At 70.7% G+C, this 18,567-nt stretch carries 18 protein-coding genes; 15 read left to right on the top strand and 3 right to left on the bottom strand.

What is annotated here, in order from left to right:
- The first annotated feature begins 296 nt into the window (after positions 1–296).
- From QMZ92_RS13525 to QMZ92_RS13490, 8 genes are all read left to right on the top strand, one after another.
- Complete coding sequence (locus tag QMZ92_RS13525; RefSeq protein WP_283297620.1) at positions 297–1,091, top strand: helix-turn-helix transcriptional regulator; 795 nt, start codon at positions 297–299, stop codon at positions 1,089–1,091.
- On the top strand, positions 1,088–2,509 hold the full coding sequence (gene sufB / locus QMZ92_RS13520; protein ID WP_283297619.1) for a Fe-S cluster assembly protein SufB: 1,422 nt from the start codon (positions 1,088–1,090) through the stop codon (positions 2,507–2,509). Before QMZ92_RS13525 ends, sufB begins: the two co-directional genes overlap by 4 nt.
- A gap of 62 nt (positions 2,510–2,571) precedes the next feature.
- Positions 2,572–3,750, top strand: a complete 1,179-nt coding sequence (gene sufD / locus QMZ92_RS13515; RefSeq protein ID WP_283297618.1) for a Fe-S cluster assembly protein SufD — start codon at positions 2,572–2,574, stop codon at positions 3,748–3,750.
- A complete protein-coding gene (locus QMZ92_RS13510; RefSeq protein ID WP_017948817.1) occupies positions 3,750–4,067 on the top strand; it encodes a non-heme iron oxygenase ferredoxin subunit in 318 nt (105 codons plus the stop codon). Before sufD ends, QMZ92_RS13510 begins: the two co-directional genes overlap by 1 nt.
- Before the next feature lie 7 nt (positions 4,068–4,074).
- A complete protein-coding gene (gene sufC / locus QMZ92_RS13505; protein WP_138055982.1) occupies positions 4,075–4,839 on the top strand; it encodes a Fe-S cluster assembly ATPase SufC in 765 nt (254 codons plus the stop codon).
- Positions 4,836–6,092, top strand: coding sequence for a cysteine desulfurase (locus tag QMZ92_RS13500; RefSeq protein WP_283297617.1), 1,257 nt, complete (start codon positions 4,836–4,838; stop codon positions 6,090–6,092). The genes sufC and QMZ92_RS13500 overlap by 4 nt, the downstream gene beginning before the upstream one ends.
- 10 nt (positions 6,093–6,102) lie before the next feature.
- Positions 6,103–6,558: a Fe-S cluster assembly sulfur transfer protein SufU gene (sufU, locus tag QMZ92_RS13495; protein WP_283297616.1), complete on the top strand. Its 456-nt coding sequence runs from the start codon at positions 6,103–6,105 to the stop codon at positions 6,556–6,558.
- Positions 6,555–6,950 carry a metal-sulfur cluster assembly factor gene (locus tag QMZ92_RS13490; protein ID WP_283297615.1) on the top strand — a complete coding sequence of 132 codons (396 nt, stop codon included), beginning with the start codon at positions 6,555–6,557 and terminating at the stop codon, positions 6,948–6,950. The genes sufU and QMZ92_RS13490 overlap by 4 nt, the downstream gene beginning before the upstream one ends.
- 189 nt (positions 6,951–7,139) lie before the next feature.
- Here QMZ92_RS13490 and QMZ92_RS13485 read toward each other — a convergent pair whose 3' ends face one another.
- The gene (locus QMZ92_RS13485) at positions 7,140–8,162 is read right to left on the bottom strand and encodes a DUF7847 domain-containing protein (protein WP_283297614.1); all 1,023 of its coding nucleotides are present in this window, start codon (positions 8,160–8,162) and stop codon (positions 7,140–7,142) included.
- A gap of 286 nt (positions 8,163–8,448) precedes the next feature.
- Here QMZ92_RS13485 and QMZ92_RS13480 point away from each other — a divergent pair, with 286 nt between their 5' ends.
- From QMZ92_RS13480 to QMZ92_RS13465, 4 genes are all read left to right on the top strand, one after another.
- Complete coding sequence (locus tag QMZ92_RS13480; RefSeq protein WP_502962046.1) at positions 8,449–8,769, top strand: DMT family transporter; 321 nt, start codon at positions 8,449–8,451, stop codon at positions 8,767–8,769.
- Entirely contained in the window at positions 8,769–9,368 is a 600-nt protein-coding gene (locus QMZ92_RS13475; protein ID WP_283297613.1) for a TetR/AcrR family transcriptional regulator, read from the top strand. The genes QMZ92_RS13480 and QMZ92_RS13475 overlap by 1 nt, the downstream gene beginning before the upstream one ends.
- Positions 9,369–9,411: 43 nt before the next feature.
- Positions 9,412–10,413: a 2,3,4,5-tetrahydropyridine-2,6-dicarboxylate N-succinyltransferase gene (gene dapD, locus QMZ92_RS13470; protein ID WP_283297612.1), complete on the top strand. Its 1,002-nt coding sequence runs from the start codon at positions 9,412–9,414 to the stop codon at positions 10,411–10,413.
- A 147-nt stretch (positions 10,414–10,560) separates the two neighbouring features.
- On the top strand, positions 10,561–10,764 hold the full coding sequence (locus QMZ92_RS13465; RefSeq protein WP_283297611.1) for a hypothetical protein: 204 nt from the start codon (positions 10,561–10,563) through the stop codon (positions 10,762–10,764).
- Here QMZ92_RS13465 and dapA read toward each other — a convergent pair.
- Positions 10,749–11,717: a 4-hydroxy-tetrahydrodipicolinate synthase gene (dapA, locus tag QMZ92_RS13460; protein WP_502962048.1), complete on the bottom strand. Its 969-nt coding sequence runs from the start codon at positions 11,715–11,717 to the stop codon at positions 10,749–10,751. The two genes, QMZ92_RS13465 and dapA, sit on opposite strands and share 16 nt — an antisense overlap.
- 412 nt (positions 11,718–12,129) lie before the next feature.
- Complete coding sequence (locus QMZ92_RS13455; RefSeq protein ID WP_283297609.1) at positions 12,130–13,974, bottom strand: DUF8508 domain-containing protein; 1,845 nt, start codon at positions 13,972–13,974, stop codon at positions 12,130–12,132.
- A gap of 210 nt (positions 13,975–14,184) precedes the next feature.
- Between QMZ92_RS13455 and QMZ92_RS13450 the strand changes: the two genes are divergently transcribed.
- From QMZ92_RS13450 to QMZ92_RS13440, 3 genes are all read left to right on the top strand, one after another.
- Positions 14,185–15,639: a hypothetical protein gene (locus QMZ92_RS13450; protein WP_283297608.1), complete on the top strand. Its 1,455-nt coding sequence runs from the start codon at positions 14,185–14,187 to the stop codon at positions 15,637–15,639.
- 674 nt (positions 15,640–16,313) lie between these two features.
- Complete coding sequence (locus QMZ92_RS13445; RefSeq protein ID WP_283297607.1) at positions 16,314–17,897, top strand: TROVE domain-containing protein; 1,584 nt, start codon at positions 16,314–16,316, stop codon at positions 17,895–17,897.
- Between the two features lie 34 nt (positions 17,898–17,931).
- A complete protein-coding gene (locus tag QMZ92_RS13440) occupies positions 17,932–18,159 on the top strand; it encodes a hypothetical protein (protein ID WP_283297606.1) in 228 nt (75 codons plus the stop codon).
- Positions 18,160–18,567 lie beyond the last annotated feature (408 nt).

The raw sequence follows: 18,567 nt of genomic DNA, 5'->3' as shown, positions 1-18,567 counted from the left end.
ATCCCGGCCCGGGGGAGGGCATGGATCCGGCCACCCGCCGGGGTGCCGGGGAGGTGGTGGCCGCAGCCTCGGGACGGCGCTGCGCGGGGGCGCTCCGGGAGGGACGAATCGCCGGTCAGCGGGGGTGGGCGGGTACCGGGTGCGCCTTCCGCCGGCCCGTGCCGGACGCCGCCGGATCGATCCCACGGCTGATCGTTTCCGCAGGTCAGGTTAGGTTTCCCTAAGTGATGTACGGCACCGCCCGCCCGGCGGGGCGCGGCTTGTCAGTCTCTCGGGAATTACGCAACAATGGCGTTGTGAAAAACGGCGGAGCTGTGGGGGAGTCCCCCCAGGAGGAGCTCGCGACCGGGGAGCGGTCCACCCGCAACCGGGTCGCGCGGTCCATCCTGGACCACGGCCCTTCCACCGTCGCCGATCTCGCCGGGCGCCTCGGACTCACCCAGGCCGCCGTGCGCCGTCATCTGGACGCACTCGTCTCCGACGACGTCGTCGCGGCCCGTGAGCAGCGCGTGTACGGCGCCCGCACCCGAGGCAGGCCCGCCAAGGTCTTCGCGCTCACCGACTGCGGCCGGGACGCATTCGACCAGTCCTACGACGTGCTCGCCGTGGACGCCCTCCGCTGGATCGAGGAGAACGCGGGAGGCGAGGCCGCCGTCGCCGCCTTCGCCCGCGACCGCATGGAGGCCCAGGCCGAGGCGTACCGCCGGGCCGTGGAGGCCGCCGATCCCGAGGCGCGTACCGATGCTCTGGCCAGGGCGTTGACCGCGGACGGGTACGCTGCCACGGCGCGTAACGCTCCGGTCGGCGAGCAGCTGTGTCAGCACCACTGCCCCGTCGCCCATGTGGCCGAGCGGTATCCGCAGCTGTGCGAGGCGGAGACCGAGGTCTTCTCCCGTCTGCTCGGCACGCACGTACAGCGTCTGGCCACCATCGCCCACGGTGACGGCGTGTGCACGACCTTCATCCCGAAGGCCGGCCACCGGCCCGACGGCCGGCCGGGCGACGGGTCCGGCGGGACCAGCACGACCAGCAACACCGACAAGACCACTTCGCAAGCATCTGCAAGCACGGCCGGGAGGAACCCCGCATGACTCTCCCCACGGAGACTGCCCACCCTGAGCTCGAGGGCCTGGGCAAGTACGAATACGGCTGGGCCGACTCCGACGTCGCGGGCGCCTCCGCGAAGCGCGGCCTCTCGGAGGACGTGGTCCGGGACATCTCCGCGAAGAAGTCCGAGCCCGAGTGGATGCTGAAGATGCGTCTGAAGGGCCTGAAGCTCTTCGACAAGAAGCCCATGCCGAACTGGGGCTCCGACCTCTCCGGCATCGACTTCGACAACATCAAGTACTTCGTGCGGTCCACGGAGAAGCAGGCGGAGTCCTGGGAGGACCTGCCCGAGGACATCAAGAACACGTACGACAAGCTCGGCATCCCCGAGGCCGAGAAGCAGCGCCTCGTGGCCGGTGTCGCCGCGCAGTACGAGTCCGAGGTCGTCTACCACCAGATCCGCGAGGACCTGGAGGAGCAGGGCGTCATCTTCCTGGACACCGACACCGCGCTGAAGGAGCACCCGGAACTCTTCAAGGAGTACTTCGGCACGGTCATCCCGGCCGGTGACAACAAGTTCGCCTCGCTGAACACCGCGGTGTGGTCCGGCGGCTCCTTCATCTACGTGCCGAAGGGCGTGCACGTCGAGATCCCGCTCCAGGCCTACTTCCGGATCAACACCGAGAACATGGGCCAGTTCGAGCGGACGCTGATCATCGTCGACGAGGACGCCTACGTCCACTACGTCGAGGGCTGCACCGCCCCGATCTACTCCTCGGACTCGCTGCACAGCGCCGTGGTCGAGATCATCGTCAAGAAGGGCGCCCGCTGCCGCTACACGACCATCCAGAACTGGTCGAACAACGTCTACAACCTGGTCACCAAGCGCGCCGTGGCGTACGAGGGCGCGACCATGGAGTGGATCGACGGCAACATCGGCTCCAAGGTCACGATGAAGTACCCCGCCGTGTACCTGATGGGTGAGCACGCCAAGGGCGAGACCCTGTCCATCGCCTTCGCGGGCGAGGGCCAGCACCAGGACGCCGGCGCCAAGATGGTCCACATGGCGCCGAACACCTCGTCGAACATCGTCTCCAAGTCGGTGGCGCGAGGCGGCGGCCGCACCTCGTACCGCGGTCTGATCGAGATCGGCGAGGGCGCCCCCGGTGCCAAGTCCAACGTGCTCTGCGACGCCCTGCTCGTCGACACGATCTCCCGGTCCGACACCTACCCGTACGTCGACGTCCGCGAGGACGACGTCTCCATGGGGCACGAGGCCACCGTCTCCAAGGTCTCCGAGGACCAGCTCTTCTACCTGATGAGCCGCGGCCTCTCCGAGGACGAGGCGATGGCGATGATCGTGCGCGGCTTCGTCGAGCCGATCGCCAAGGAGCTGCCCATGGAGTACGCCCTGGAGCTCAACCGGCTGATCGAGCTGCAGATGGAGGGTGCGGTCGGCTGACGCCGGCGCCCCACCCGCAGCGACGCAGAATTCTCACGTAGGAAGAGAGCAACACGACAGCCATGGCTGAGGCTCAGAACATCCCGGTGGGTTCCACCACCGCCGGCTCGATCGCGGTGGCCGCGGAGTCGACCGTCGCCACGCGCATGAGCGCGCCCCCGTCCTTCGACGTGGCGGACTTCCCGGTCCCGCACGGCCGCGAGGAGGAGTGGCGGTTCACGCCGCTGGAGCGCCTGAAGGGCCTCCACGACGGCACCGCGAAGGCCGACGGTTCGATCAAGGCGGAGGTGAACGCCCCCGACGGCGTCACCGTCGAGTCCGTGGGCCGTGACGACGCGCGCATCGGCAGGGCGGGCACGCCCGTCGACCGCGTCGCCGCGCAGGCGTTCTCCTCGTTCGAGAAGGCCACCGTCGTCTCGGTCCCCAAGGAGACGGTCCTGACCGAGCCGGTGCGGGTCACCCTGCACGGCGAGGGCGGCACCACCTTCGGGCACACGGTCTTCGAGGTCGGCGCCTTCTCCGAGGTCGTCATCGTCATCGACCACACCGGTGACGCCGTGCGCGCCGCCAACGTGGACTTCCTGATCGGCGACGGCGCCAAGGTCACCTTCGTCTCCGTCCAGGACTGGGACGACACGGCGGTGCACTGCTCGCAGCACAACGTGCTCGTCGGCCGTGACGCCACCTTCAAGTCGGTCGTGGTCACCTTCGGCGGCGACGTCGTGCGCCTCCACCCCCGTGTCGAGTACGCGGGTCCGGGCGGCGAGGCCGAGCTGTTCGGCCTGTACTTCACCGATGCCGGCCAGCACCAGGAGCACCGCCTCCTGGTCACCCACAACACGCCGCACTGCAAGTCCAACGTCGTCTACAAGGGCGCGCTCCAGGGCGACGACGCGCACGCCGTCTGGATCGGTGACGTCCTCATCGAGGCCAAGGCCGAGGGCACCGACACCTACGAGATGAACCGCAACCTGGTTCTGACCGACGGCGCCCGCGTCGACTCCGTGCCCAACCTGGAGATCGAGACCGGTGAGATCGTCGGCGCCGGCCACGCCTCCGCCACCGGCCGCTTCGACGACGAGCAGCTCTTCTACCTGATGGCCCGGGGGATCCCGGAGACCGAGGCCCGCCGCCTCGTCGTCCGCGGCTTCTTCGCCGAACTCGTCCAGCAGATCGGTCTGCCGGACGTGGAGGAGCGCCTCATCGCCAAGATCGAGGCCGAGCTGGAGGCGTCCGTCTGATGGCCTTCGTCCGCGCCTGTGGGCTGAGCGAGCTGGAGGAGGACACCCCGAAGCGGGTGGAACTCGACGGCACGCCGGTCTCCGTCGTCCGTACGGAGGGCGAGGTGTTCGCGATCCACGACATCTGCTCGCACGCGAACGTCTCCCTCTCCGAGGGCGAGGTGGAGGACTGCCAGATCGAGTGCTGGCTGCACGGCTCCAGCTTCGACCTCCGCACCGGCAAACCGTCCGGCCTTCCCGCGACGCGCCCCGTCCCCGTGTACCCCGTAAAGATCGAAGGGGACGATGTGCTCGTCTCCGTCACCCAGGAGTCCTGAGTCACCCATGGCAACGCTTGAAATCCGCGACCTGCACGTCTCCGTCGAGGCCGAGAACGGCCCCCGGGAGATCCTCAAGGGCGTCGACCTGACCGTGAAGCAGGGCGAGACCCACGCCATCATGGGCCCCAACGGCTCCGGCAAGTCGACCCTCGCCTACTCTCTCGCGGGCCACCCCAAGTACACGATCACCGGTGGCACCGTGACCCTGGACGGCGAGGACGTCCTGGAGATGTCCGTCGACGAGCGCGCCCGCGCCGGCGTCTTCCTCGCCATGCAGTACCCGGTCGAGGTCCCCGGTGTCTCGGTCTCCAACTTCCTGCGCACCTCCGCCACCGCGATCCGCGGCGAGGCGCCCAAGCTGCGTACCTGGGTGAAGGAGGTCAAGGAGACCATGGCGAGCCTCCAGATGGACCCCTCGTTCGCCGAGCGGAACGTGAACGAGGGCTTCTCCGGCGGTGAGAAGAAGCGCCACGAGATCCTCCAGCTGGAGCTCCTCAAGCCGAAGATCGCGATCCTCGACGAGACGGACTCCGGCCTCGACGTCGACGCGTTGCGCACGGTCTCCGAGGGCGTCAACCGCGTCCGCGAGACCGGTGAGGTCGGCACCCTGCTGATCACCCACTACACGCGCATCCTGCGCTACATCAAGCCCGACTTCGTCCACGTGTTCGCGAACGGCCGCATCGCCGAGTCCGGCGGAGCCGAGCTCGCCGACAAGCTCGAGGCCGAGGGCTACGAGGCCTACACGAAGGGTGGCGTATCCGCGTGACACAGATGCCGGGCCTCCTCGACACCGAGGCGATCCGCAAGGACTTCCCGATCCTGGACCGCGTGCTCCACGACGGCAGGAAGCTCGTGTACCTGGACAACGCGGCGACCTCGCAGAAGCCGCGCCAGGTGCTGGACGCGGTCGCCGAGTACTACGAGCGCTACAACGCCAATGTCCACCGCGGAGTGCACGTGCTCGCCGAGGAGGCCACGGCACTGTACGAGGGCGCTCGCGACAAGGTCGCCTCCTTCGTCAACGCGCCGAGCCGCGACGAGGTGATCTTCACCAAGAACGCGTCGGAGTCGCTGAACCTCGTGGCGAACATGCTGGGCTGGGCCGACGAGCCCTACCGCGTGGACCGCGAGACCGAGATAGTCATCACGGAGATGGAGCACCACTCCAACATCGTTCCGTGGCAGCTGCTGGCCCAGCGCACCGGCGCGAAGCTGAAGTGGTTCGGCCTCACCGACGACGGCCGCCTCGACCTCTCCAACATCGAGGAGGTCATCACGGAGAAGACGAAGATCGTCTCCTTCGTGCTGGTCTCCAACATCCTGGGGACGGTCAACCCGGTCGAGCAGATCGTCCGCCGGGCGCAGGAGGTCGGAGCGCTCGTCCTCGTCGACGCCTCGCAGGCCGCCCCGCACATGCCGCTGGACGTCCAGGCCCTCGGCGCCGACTTCGTCGCGTTCACCGGCCACAAGATGTGCGGCCCGACCGGCATCGGCGTGCTCTGGGGCCGCCAGGAGCTGCTGGAGGACCTCCCGCCGTTCCTGGGCGGCGGCGAGATGATCGAGACCGTCTCGATGCACTCGTCGACGTACGCCCCGGCGCCGCACAAGTTCGAGGCCGGGACGCCCCCGATCGCCCAGGCCGTCGGCCTCGGTGCCGCCGTGGACTACCTCGACGCGATCGGCATGGACCGGATCGCGCAGCACGAGCACGCGATCACCGAGTACGCCGTCCAGCGGCTGCAGGAGGTCCCCGACCTGCGGATCATCGGCCCGGTCACGGCCGAGGACCGCGGCGCGGCGATCTCCTTCGTGCTCGGGGACATCCACCCGCACGACGTGGGGCAGGTGCTCGACGAGCAGGGCATCGCCGTCCGGGTCGGCCACCACTGCGCACGGCCGGTGTGCCTCCGGTACGGAATTCCCGCGACCACCAGGGCGTCGTTCTATCTGTACTCCACGCCGGGCGAGGTGGACGCACTGGTCGACGGCTTGGAGCACGTCCGTAACTTCTTCGGCTGAGGGGCCTGACGTGAAGCTTGATTCGATGTACCAGGACGTCATCCTGGACCACTACAAGCACCCGCACGGGCGGGGCTTGCGGGACGGCGACGCCGAGGTGCACCACGTCAACCCCACCTGCGGCGACGAGATCACGATGCGTGTGAAGTACGACGGCACACGTATCGAGGACGTCTCCTACGAGGGGCAGGGCTGCTCCATCAGCCAGGCGTCCGCCTCCGTGCTGAACGAACTGCTCGTCGGCAAGGAGCTCGCCGAGGCGCAGAAGATCCAGGCGACGTTTCTGGAGCTGATGCAGTCCAAGGGCCAGATCGAGCCGGACGACGCGATGGAGGAGGTGCTGGAGGACGCGGTCGCGTTCGCCGGCGTCTCCAAGTACCCGGCGCGAGTGAAGTGCGCCCTCCTGAGCTGGATGGCATGGAAGGACGCGACGGCGCAGGCGCTGTTCGAAGGGAAGACCGCATGACTGAGAACCGCGAGACCACGGCGGAGAAGGACTGGCCGGACGAGGAGACCTTCTCCTCCGAGGCTGCGGCGCCGACCGGCACGAAGGCATCCGAGGAGGAGGTCCGCGAGGCCCTGTACGACGTCGTCGATCCCGAGCTGGGCATCGACGTGGTCAACCTCGGGCTGATCTACGGCATCCACATCGACGACGCCAACATTGCGACCCTGGACATGACGCTGACGTCCGCGGCCTGCCCGCTGACGGACGTGATCGAGGACCAGGCGAAGGCCGCGACCGACGGCATCGTCAACGAGTTGAAGATCAATTGGGTCTGGATGCCGCCGTGGGGACCGGACAAGATCACGGACGACGGCCGTGAGCAGCTGAGGGCGCTCGGCTTCAACGTCTGAGACCGCTCGGCCCCGCCCCGACGACCGGGCGCTGCCGGGACGGCGTGCTCCGTCACGGGAGTCTCCGTGGCGGGAGGGCGTCCGGGACGTCCGGGGCACGCGGACGTGATGGTCCACGGGGACCGGTACGGCCGTGCCCGCCAGGCAGACTGGCGGGCACGGCCGTTCGTGCGCACGGGCCCGTGCCGGTCAGCCGACGACCGGCGGGGCAGGCGGATGCGGTCCCGCACCGCCCGCCGCGGAGGCCAGCACCGGTGCCAGGTTCTCGTTGCGGATGCGCTGGTCGACGTAGAGGAGCCCGGTCACCAGCTGGGGGAACGTCGAGGTGACGATCTGGGCGACCAACTGGCCGACCAGTGCCAGGGCGAACCAGCCGGACAGCCCGACGAGGAGCGTCGTGAGGTCCTGGCTCTCCCGCAGGGGCCCGGTACCCGCCATCGGGACGAAGCTCGCCATGTCGACGGCCTCGCGGATCGCGAAACCCGCCGCCGCCGCCATCAGATAGCCGAGCAGCGAGATCCCGAAGATCCGCCACCAGCCGCCGCGCACCAGGTCCCAGGAGCGGCGCATCGACCGGACCGGGCCCTGTCCCTCGAAGACCGCGACATGCGGGGCGAGGCTGAACTTCACCCAGAGCCAGGTCACGACCGGCGCGGTGGCCAGTACTCCGAGGAAGCCGAACGCGGCCAGCCCGCCGGCCGCGTTGGCGTCCCCGTCCAGCGAGGCCGACAGGCCGACCATGAGGGCCACGAAGACGGCCATCAGCAGGGCCATGGGCACGAGACCGATCAGGCCGGTGAGGAGGACGGTCCCCAGCACCGCCGGAACCCTCTCCCAGGCCCGGCGCCAGACCGCGCCGAAGACGACCGGCCGGCCGAGCACCGTGTCCTGGAGGACGGCGGGGACCGCGGCCGTGACCACCGCCGTGGACAGGAGCATCACCACGAGGGCGAACGCCCAGACGCACACGAACGCGACGACCAGGGGCTGCACCTGCGCCCAGGACGGCTCCCCGCCCCGGGGCAGGTCGATGATCTCGCGCAGCCGGTCTCCGACCGCCGAGTACGCCACCGCGATCGCCCCGCCGACCAGCAGTACGGCGGCGAGGTAGACGGCGACGGCCGTGCCGTACAGCTGCTTCCAGCCACGGCCGATCGATGCGAACGCGCCGACCAGGACGTCACCGAGGTCGAGCGGGCGCAGCGGTATCACTCCCGGCTTCGGCGCCGGAGGAGGTCCCCAGCCGCCCCACCCGGGGGGCCCGCCGTATCCCGGCGTCCCGCCCCAGCCCGAAGGGTGGCCGTGGCCGGGCACCCCACCCGAGCCGGGTATGCCGTCGTACGGTCCGGATCCCGGCCCCATGTTGTCCGGCATGAGTCTCGTCCCCACCCAGTCGCCCCATCTGACCGGGACACGGTAGCTGGCCCGAACGCGCCGGAGGACGCCGGTACCCCTCTCGTCGTGTACGACCGGACCCTTCTTGTGTACGGTCGTACACATGGCTTACGGACTGCTGGCCGCAGCGATCGCGGCGGAGGTCGCCGGCACCACGGCGATGAAGTACAGCGAGGGCTTCACCCGGCTCTGGCCCTCACTGGCCACCGTCATCGGGTACGTGATCGCCTTCGTCCTGCTCGCGCAGACACTGAAGACGCTCTCCGTCGGTACGGCGTACGCGATCTGGGCGGGTGTCGGGACCGCCGCCGTCGCGGCGATCGGCATGGTGTTCCTGAACGAGTCCACCAGTCTCGTGAAGCTCGCCGGCATCGCGCTGGTCGTCGCGGGCGTCGTCGTGCTCAACCTCGGCGGCGCGCACTGATGGGACGCCGGTACGACCCCGATCGGCGCCAGCGGATCATCGACGCCGCCATCCGGGTGGTCGGACGCCTCGGCATCGCCGGGCTGAGCCACCGCACGGTCGCCGCCGAGGCGGACGTGCCGCTGGGCTCGACGACGTATCACTTCGCCTCGCTGGACGAGCTGCTGGTCGCCGCGCTGCGCCAGGCCAACGAGAGCTTCGCGGTCGCCGTCCGGAACAGCGGGGTCCTCGCGGACCCCGGCCGGGATCCGGCCGGTGAGCTGGCCCGGCTGATGGGGGAGTGGCTCGGGCGCGAGCGGAGCGGAGTGGAGCTGGAGTACGAGCTCTATCTCGCCGCCCTGCGCCGCCCCGTGCTGCGCCCCGTCGCGGCGGAGTGGGCCGAGGGCGTCGCCGAGGTGCTCGCCCGCCGCAGCGACCCGGTGACAGCCCGGGCCCTGGTGGCGCTGATGGACGGGATCTGCCTCCAGGTCCTGCTCACGGACACCGCCTACGACGAGGAGTACACGCGCGAGATGCTGGACCGGCTCCTGTCCGCCGGGCGGGTCGCCGACCGGTCCGGCCTGACGGACGGGCCGCCGGGGCGCACGACCGGCACCTGAGACCGGTTCGCTCCCGCCCGGCCCCGCCGGTTAGGTTCTTCTCATGACTGACTCGCCCGACAGCACCACCGCACCTCGCCCCACCGGCGCCGTCGCCGCCGGCCTCGCCACCATCGCCGGTGACGGCACCGTGCTCGACACCTGGTTCCCCGCCCCCGAGCTCTCCGCCGAGCCCGGCCCTGCCGGTACCGAGCGGCTCACGCCCGACCAGGCGGTCAACCTGCTCGGTGAAGGCGCCACCAGGGCCGTCGGTGTGGACGCCCGGCGCGATGTCGAGGTCGTCGCCGTACGCACGGTCATCGCCTCGCTCGACGAGAAGCCGATCGACGCGCACGACGCCTACCTGCGCCTCCACCTGCTCTCGCACCGGCTCGTGCGCCCGCACGGCCAGAACCTCGACGGGGTCTTCGGGCTGCTCGCCAACGTCGCCTGGACCTCCCTGGGACCGGTCGCCGTCGACAACGTCGAGAGGGTGCGGCTCAACGCCCGTGCCGAGGGTCTCCACCTCCAGGTGACCTCGATCGACAAGTTCCCGCGGATGACGGACTACGTGGCGCCCAAGGGCGTCCGGATCGCCGATGCCGACCGCGTCCGGCTCGGTGCGCATCTCGCCGAGGGCACCACGGTCATGCACGAGGGCTTCGTCAACTTCAACGCGGGCACCCTCGGCACCTCCATGGTCGAGGGCCGTATCTCCGCCGGCGTGGTGATCGGCGACGGCTCCGACATCGGCGGCGGCGCCTCCACCATGGGCACGCTCTCCGGCGGCGGCAACGTGGTCATCGCCGTCGGCGAGCGCTGCCTGATCGGCGCCGAGGCGGGTGTCGGGATCGCGCTCGGCGACGAGTGCGTCGTCGAGGCCGGTCTCTACGTCACCGCGGGCACCCGCGTCACCATGCCCGACGGACAGATCGTCAAGGCCCGTGAGCTGTCCGGCGCCTCGAACATCCTCTTCCGCCGGAACTCGGTGACCGGCGCTGTCGAGGCCCGTCCGAACAACGCGGTCTGGGGCGGTCTCAACGAGGTGCTCCACAGCCACAACTGAGGTCCGCGGTCAGCCGCCCCGGGGACCGGAGGTCCACTCCCCGGGGTTCGCTGACGCTTTCGTGTGACTCCGAGTGACCTCCGGCGCCGCCGGACGGATGAACAGGTGACCGTGGAGTCCTACGAAACGCCAAGGCGAGGAATCGACATGAAGACCAGGCCGGTCGTGCTCGGAACACTCACGCTCTGGGCCGTGGCGGGACCGTGCGGGCTCACGCACGCCGACGAGACCCACAGCGACTCGCACAACGCCCCGGTGGTGGCGCTGGTCTCGACCGGCCAGATCGACGATCCGCTCGAGGACGTCCTGGAACACGCCGCCGTCCTCGGCTCGACCTACGTGGACGACTGAGCCCGGCCGGGGACCTCCGGGGCCGCACCGGCCCGGTGCGCGCGCGGCGTCGCCGGGTGCAGCCGGGAGAGTTCCTCGTACGCCGCCAGTAGCCTGCCCGCCGTCTCCCGGTCGGCGGGCCGCAGCGGTTCCCGGACCGGTCCGGCCGGCAGTCCGATCGCCCCCAGCAGGGCCTTCGCGGTCACCGTGCCCGGCAGCCCCGACGCCATCATCAGCTCGGCGAGCGGCAGCGTGAGCTGGTTGAGCGCGGTGGCCTCGGCCGTCAGGCCCGCGTCGAAGGCGTCCAGGACGGCACGCATGGCGCGCGGGGCGGCGTTCGCCACGGTGCTGACGAAACCGGCGGCGCCGACGGCGTAGAGCGGGAGGTTCGTCTCCTCGCAGCCCGAGTAGTACGCCAGCGAGGTCCGGGCGATCACCTTGGTGCTGCCGAGCAGGTCGTACGCGCAGTCCTTCACGGCCACGATCCGCGGGTGGGCGGACACACGCATCAGGGTGTCCGGTTCGATGCGGGTGCCGGTGCGGCCCGGGATGTCGTACAGCATCAGCGGAATGCCCACCGCGTCCGCGACCTGCCGGAAGTGGGCCGCGAGGGCGTCCTGCGGCGGCCTGCTGTAGTACGGGGTCACCACCAGCAGGCCGTCCGCCCCCGCGTTCTCCGCTGCCCGGCCCAACTCGACGGTGTGCCGGGTGCTCGCGCTGCCTACGCCGGCGACGACGGCCGCTCGCTCACCCACGGCCTCGCGTACGGCCCGCACGAGTGCGGTCTTCTCGGCGTCGGTGGTGGTGGGCGACTCGCCCGTGGTGCCGTTCAGCACCAGTCCGTCGCAGCCCTCGGCCACCAGGTGGGCGGCCAGCTTCTGCGCGCCGTCCAGATCGGGACCGCCATCGGCGGTGAACGGCGTGATCATCGAGCAGAGCGCACGGCCGAACGGGCGGGGCCGGGGTCGTTGCATCGTCATGGCCGAAGTGTCCGCCCTGACAACTGTGAAGGTCCACTTAGTTCTGCTTGGTTTCAACGGGAAGCGTTGCTGAAGCGTTTTGGCGCGGTGAGGTGAACGCCGGGCCTGGGGCCGCCGCCACGGGCAGTGCCCGTGTCCTCGACTGGCCGAGCGGGAGGGCGGGCCGCACCAGGGAGGCGCTGGGGGCGCCGGGCGGCGGGGCCGGCTCCCCGACCGCGCAGCGGCCGGAGCCGCGACCACCCGGGCACCACGGGAAGCCGCGTGACGCGCCGGACGCCCGCGCTCGGGGAGAGCACGGGCGTCCGGGGCCGCCGCGGCCGACCGCCCCGGTGCCGAGGCGGAGCCGGGCGCCGCGACGGGCGCCCGGCCGTTGCGCGTCCCGCCGGGCGTTCCGACTGCTCCGCGGTTACGGACGGAAGCGCAGCACCTGCGGGTCGTGGTCGCTGTTCTGGTCCGCGAACTCCGCGTTGATGTGGACGCTGTCGTAGCTGAAGTCGTCGATCGACGGGCTGGTCAGGATCTGGTCCAGCACCTGGCTGTTGCCCTGGTACACGTACGAGTAACGCTCCGCGCGCGGCAGCGACTTGATGGCCGGGTACAGCGCACCGCCGTCCGTCAGCGCCTTCGTTGTCCGGGAGAACTCGAAGTCGTTGATGTCGCCGAGCACGACCACGTCGGCGTTGCGCTGGGCCTTCAGGATGTCCTTCACGAAGGTGTTCACGGTCTGGGCCTGCTGGAGGCGCTGGGCCTCGGAGGACCGGGCCGGCGGCTGGTGGTGCGAGGTCAGGCTCTCGTCGCCGCCCTTCGAACCGAAGTGGTTGGCGATGACGAACACCGTGCGGCCGCAGAAGACGAACTCTCCCGCGAGCGGCTTGCGGCTGTTCTCCCAGGCCGCGTTGGCCGGGTCGACCCGGCCGGGGGAGAGGGTCAGGGCGGCGCGGCCCTTCTCCCGCACGACACCGGTCGCGGCGGTCGCCGTGCCGCCCGCACGGTCGGTGAAGGAGACCCGCTCGGGGTTGAAGAGGAACACCTGGCGGATGTTGCCGCCGGGCTGGCCTCCGTCCTTGTTGTTCTCGGGGTCGACCGAGCGGAAGTCGTACGCCGGACCGCCGGCGGCGACGATCGCCTCCGTGAACTTGCGGACGGTCTGGTCCGCGGCGACCACGCCGTCGTTCTTCACGCCTGTGTTGTCCTGGATCTCCTCCAGGGCGATGATGTCCGGCGTGGCGAGGTTCTCGACGACGGCCCGGGCCAGGGCGTCGAACTTCTCCTGCGGGTCGGACGGGTCCAGGTTCTCCACGTTGTACGTGGCCACGGACAGCTCACCGCGGCGCTCCTGGCGGGCGCGCTCGCGCTCCAGACCGCGGTCCTTCACCGTGCCGAGGGTCCGGGCCGTGATGGTGTAGCCGCCGAACCGGCTGAAGTCCAGCGGGCCCTCGGTCGTCCCGGACAGCACGTCACCGACGTTCGCCTTCGGGAACGGCTGCTGGGCGGTCGGCACGAGCGACTGGATCTGGAGCCTGCCCGTGTTCTGGGAGGCGTACGAGCCGTAGCGGGTGCCGCCGCGCACGGTGCGGTTCTCCCAAGGCTTCACCGTGACCCACAGCTCCGAGTACGGGTCGGTGGCGCCGACGACGCGCGAAGAACCGATCCGGACGTTGCTGCCCTCCAGGGACTCGTAGTAGTCCAGGGCGTACGCGCGGGGCCGCAGCGGCAGCGCGTTGATGCTGTTCCCGGCCGCGGGGTCGCCCTCGGGCGCGTACGCCGACGGCACGGAACGGGCGGTGATCGTCACCGGCGCGGGCAGCGCGTTCCCGGAGGAGACCACGGTGATCGTCGGCTTGGAGATCTGGGTGATCGACTGGTTGCCGGAGTTGAGGCCACCGGGGACGTACTCGCCGACCGTGCCCGAGACCCTGACCGCGTCGCCGGTGGCGACCGTCGGGGTGGAGCCCGTGAAGACGAAGATTCCCTCGCTGGTGGCGGGGTCGGCATCGGCCTGGGGGTCCTGGATCCAGAATCCGCGGGAGGAGCCGTACGTACGGACACCGATGACGATGCCCTCGACGTCCGTGACCTGGTGGCCGACGAGCGGGGACGTACGGGTCGTGCCCTGGATGTCGTGAATGCGGACGGTCGGGTCCGCGTTCTCGGCATCGGCGGCGGCCGAGGAGGAACCGGCGAGCAGGCCGGCGGCCAGTGCGGAGGCCACGACGGCTGCGACGGCGGCAGATCTCGGTATGGAAGACATCAGGGAACTCCGGTGTGAGGGTTGTGGGGTGGCATGTGGGACCACTGATGGTTCTACGCGCGTCAATGTCTTGTGTGGATGCGTGAGTTGTCAAGAGGCGCCGGGTGTACGGGGGTTGACGGGTACATGAATCGGAAGGCATCGGGCGAATTGCGTCTACGCTGGGGGCCGCCACGAGCCGGATCGCCCACAGTCGAGGAGAGACCCCAGATGCCAGCAGACCGCCCCGCCGGACGCCGTGCCCTGCCGCCCGTGCGACTGCACTCGGACGCGGAACTGGCGCGGGACGCGCTGGGCGCGCCCCTGCTCGCCCGGGCCGTGCGGCTGGCCCGCTGGGCCGGACCGGAGACCAGGGTCGGCGCGGGCGGTGAGCTCTCCGACGAGCAACTCGCTCCGGCTGCTGAGGCGTTGGGGCTGTCCCCGGACGAGGACGGCCGGGCGTTCGCCAGCGAGGCATGGCGGATCGCCGTGGACACCGGGCTCGTCGAGGTCACGGATCCGGAGGACGACGGCGCCGAGTTCGGCACGGTCACCGCCGGCGGCGCGCTGCCGCTGGTCACCGGCGGCAGCCCGCAGGACGTGCTCGCACTCTGGCAGGACGCCTTCGACGCGGTCTTCGCCGACGCCATCGCCCCCGTGCTGGAGGATCCGGGCGCGATCATCGGCCCGGACGGCGGCATCGACTTCGACGCGCTCGGCTGGGACCCCGAGGCGGAGACCGAGTTCCTCGACGGCGTCCTCGGCAATCTCTACCTGCTGACGGCCGGGGGGACGGGAGTTGTGGAGGGGCAGGTTCCGCTGCCGGCCCTCGCCGCGTCGATGATCGTGCCGGACGACATGCGGGAGCCCACCGACGCCGTGCTGGAGCAGGTCTCCGACGCGATGATGCGCCTCGACGACCAGTTCCGGGTGCTGGAGCCGATCGGGCTGGTGGAGTACCGGCCGGTCGACGAGGCGCTGATGGTCGAGGAGGGCGCCGAGCCGGCGCTCCCGGGCGTCGAGGAGGACGTCTCGCGCTACGGGCTGGTGAAGCTCACCCCGCTCGGACTGTACGGAGTCAGGAACCGCCTGATCGAGAGCGGGGAGTCGATTCCGGTCGTCGGCGACCTCGCCGGCAAGGACGCGGACGCGCTGCTCGACGGCGTGGCGTACTACCCCGACGGGGCGGCGCGGGCGGAGACCGCGCAGTGGCTCGGCGCGCGTGCCCCGCTGCAGGCCGCACGTGAGCTGCTCGCCGCCGCGCGGGGCACCGACCCCGGCGCGCCGCTGCGTCGGCTGCGCTGCCAGCAGGCGCTCGCACTCGCGGGACCCGAGGCGGAACCGGCGGTCCGGGACGTCCTGGACGATCGCGAACTCGGCGGCCTCGCCCGCGTCTGGCTCGCCGAGCGCGGTGCACCGGACGTTCCTCCGCCGCCGGAGGCCATGGTCTTCTGGCTCGCCGTCGACACCATCGCGGCCCAGCTCGACGCCGAGGGCGATCTGGCGGAGGTCCAGGACCTGATCGTGGGCCTGGTGGGTCAGCACGGCGGCTTCTTCGACGCGGTCTGGCGCGTCGACCACCCCGCCACGGTCGACGTCCTCGAGGCGATGGGGCGTCTCCACCCCGACAAGAAGACGGCGAAGGACGCCCGCAAGGCGGCGTTCAAGGCCCGCTCCCGCAGCTGACACCGCGTCCGTGCCGCCGGCCCCTGACACCGTGTCCGTGCCGCGCTCGTGGTGGGCGTCGCGCGTCCGTGCGGGGCCGGTCGGTGGGAGGCCGGTCCTCCGCGGGCCGGTTCCGTGGGACGCAGGGCCGGTGGGGCGCCGGGCCGTGCGCGACGCCCCACAGCTGAGCACCCGGCCTCCCGGGTCCGTCCGGCGGCCGGAAAACCCTTGGCGCGCCCCGCGCTCGCGTCCCTACAGTGATCCACGTCCAGGTGCGCAGGCAGGACCTACTTCCGCTCATAACGGGGAGGCCACGGGTTCGAGTCCCGTCGCCGGCACTCGTGCCGGTGTAGCTCAGGGGCCAGAGCACCACTGTCGGTTCCGCCGAACTGTCCTCTGGACGGCACAACTCCATGCACCTCCCGGTGCGCAGGCCGCGGTTACTTCTTTTCCACAGAAATCGGACCGCCGCCGACCCGATCTCGGGAGGCCCAGCATGCGGAGAGGGTGCCCGGTGCGCAGGCGACGGGTACTTCCGGATCTGGCGGCTGCGGGTTCGAGTCCCGTCATGCCTTCGGGGCATGTAGCTCAATCGGACAGAGCACCAGGCACAGCAACCGTCGCCGACCCCTGATCTCGGGCACCCTCTTCCGTGCTGCGCTTCCCCTGGAAACACCGAATTCGGGGGAATTCACATGGCACGCTTCAACGTCCGCTCCACGAGGGCCCGCGCGGTCTCGCCCGTGCGGACGACCGGGCGCACCACGGTCACCCACCAGGGCGGCCGGGGCCGTCTGCGCGACGCGCGCTCCGAGCTCTTTCTGCTCGCCGTCGCCAACTTCGTGTCCCAGCAGACCTTCCACGAGTCCGGCGAGGCCCGGGACGACCGCTTCTCGGCACTCGTCCGCCGGCTCGCCGTCGAGGACCCCGAGTGGACCGCCGGCCTGATCGGATGGCTCCGCGGCGACGCGGGCATGCGTACCGCCTCGCTCGTCGCCGGCGCCGAGTACGTGAGGGCCCGGCTGGACGCCGGTGCCACCGAGGGACCGGCGAACCGAAAGGTCGTCGCGTCCGTGCTGCACCGCGCCGACGAGCCGGGTGAACTGCTCGGCTACTGGACCTCGCGGTACGGGCGGAACATCCCGAAGCCGGTGAAGCGTGGTGTCGCCGACGCCGTACGCCGCCTCTACACCGGGAAGTCGCTGCTGAAGTACGACACCGCGGCCAAGGGCTACCGGTTCGGCGACGTGCTGAACCTCGTGCACGCCTCGCCGGCCCCGGACAAGCCCTGGCAGGGCGAGCTGTTCCGCTACGCCCTGGACCGTCGGCACCATCCGGACACGGCCGTCGCGCCCGCCTCGAACCGTACGCTCACCGCACACCGGGCGCTGATGGCACTGCCGACCGGGGAACGGCGTGCCGTGGTCATGGCGCCGGACGCGGCCGAGCGGATGGCCCGGGCGGGGATGACCTGGGAGGCGCTGGCGGGCTGGTTGCAGGGCCCGATGGACGCCGCCGCCTGGGAGGCCGTGATCCCCGCCATGGGCGCCATGGCGCTGGTGCGGAACCTGCGCAACTTCGACCAGGCCGGGGTGTCCGACGAGGTGGCGGCGCGGGTCGCGGCGAAGATCTCGGACCCGGAGGCGGTCGCGGCCTCGCGGCAGTTCCCCTTCCGCTACCTGGCCGCCTACCGGCACGCGCCGTCGCTGCGCTGGTCGTACCCGCTGGAGACGGCACTCGGCCACTCGCTGGCCAGTGTGCCCGCGCTGTCCGGCCGGACGCTGATCCTGGTCGATCGCTCGGGCTCGATGTGGTCGAGGCTCTCCGACCGTTCGGAGCTGAACCGGGCGGACGCGGCGGCGATCTTCGGTACGGCGCTCGCCATGCGGGCGGACGACGCGGACCTGGTGGAGTTCGGTACGACCAGCCGGCCCGTGAAGTACCGGCGGGGCGAGTCGGTGCTGAAGGTGCTGGGCCGGTTCGGCGACCTCGGCGGCACCGACACCACCGAGGCAGTGCGCAGGCACTACCGGAAGCACGACCGGGTGCTGATCGTCACCGACGAGCAGGCCGCGTACAGCCGCCACGGCGATCCGACCGCGCAGGTGCCGGACCGGGTCCCGGTCTACACCTGGAACCTGGCCGGGTACCGGGCGGGCCACGGCCCCTCCGGCACCGGCAACCGGCACACCTTCGGCGGCCTGACGGACGCGGCTTTCCGGATGGTGCCGCTGCTGGAGGCCGGCCGGGACGCGGCCTGGCCGTGGGCGGCGGATTGAACCGGGAGCGGGGGGAGGGCACATACTGCAGGTGATGACTGAATCTGCCGGTTCCCGGCGTCACCTGCCCACCAGTCCCTTCCACCGCCCCACCCCGCCCGCCCCGCCGATCGAGCACTTCGACGTCGGAGACCGGGTATCGCATGATCAGTTCGGACTCGGAAGAGTCACCGGCGTCGAGGGCGACGACGCCGTCCTCGTCGACTTCTCAGGGCGACAAGGGAGGATCCTCAGCCCGTTCACGAAACTGACCAAACTCTGACGCAGCGGGCCCTGGGCCGCCGCCGCACCGGCGGCGGCCGGGCTTCGCCCGACGGTTGTGATCAGTACGACCGGTGCCGTCGATCCGGCGCCTCGCGGTACACCTGACGCGGCACGCCCGCGGACACACCGCGCTCGCAGGCAAACCACCCGCCAGCCGCGTCCCCAACCTCACAGGGCAATACGCCTAGCCTGCCTGTTTCACTTGCCGCGGTGTCCGGATCTTGATCCGAAACGCGAAAGTGCCCTCTGAGCTGGGAAGATGAGGCTTGTCGAAGGTCTCTGTCATCCCAGCAGGAAGGCACTTTCTGCGTGCACACTACCGCCTCGCGCCCCAAGCTCGTCGTCTCGGCCGACGGCCACGGTGTGGTCAGCCATGCCGGGTCCCGTCTGCTGGCCGATCTCGCTG

This window comes from Streptomyces sp. HNM0645, assembly GCF_030056615.1.
GTDB classification, from domain to species: Bacteria; Actinomycetota; Actinomycetes; order Streptomycetales; family Streptomycetaceae; genus Streptomyces; species Streptomyces marianii.
Note: the sequence above shows the minus strand (reverse complement) of the source record. Positions and strands in the feature narration are given on the sequence as shown.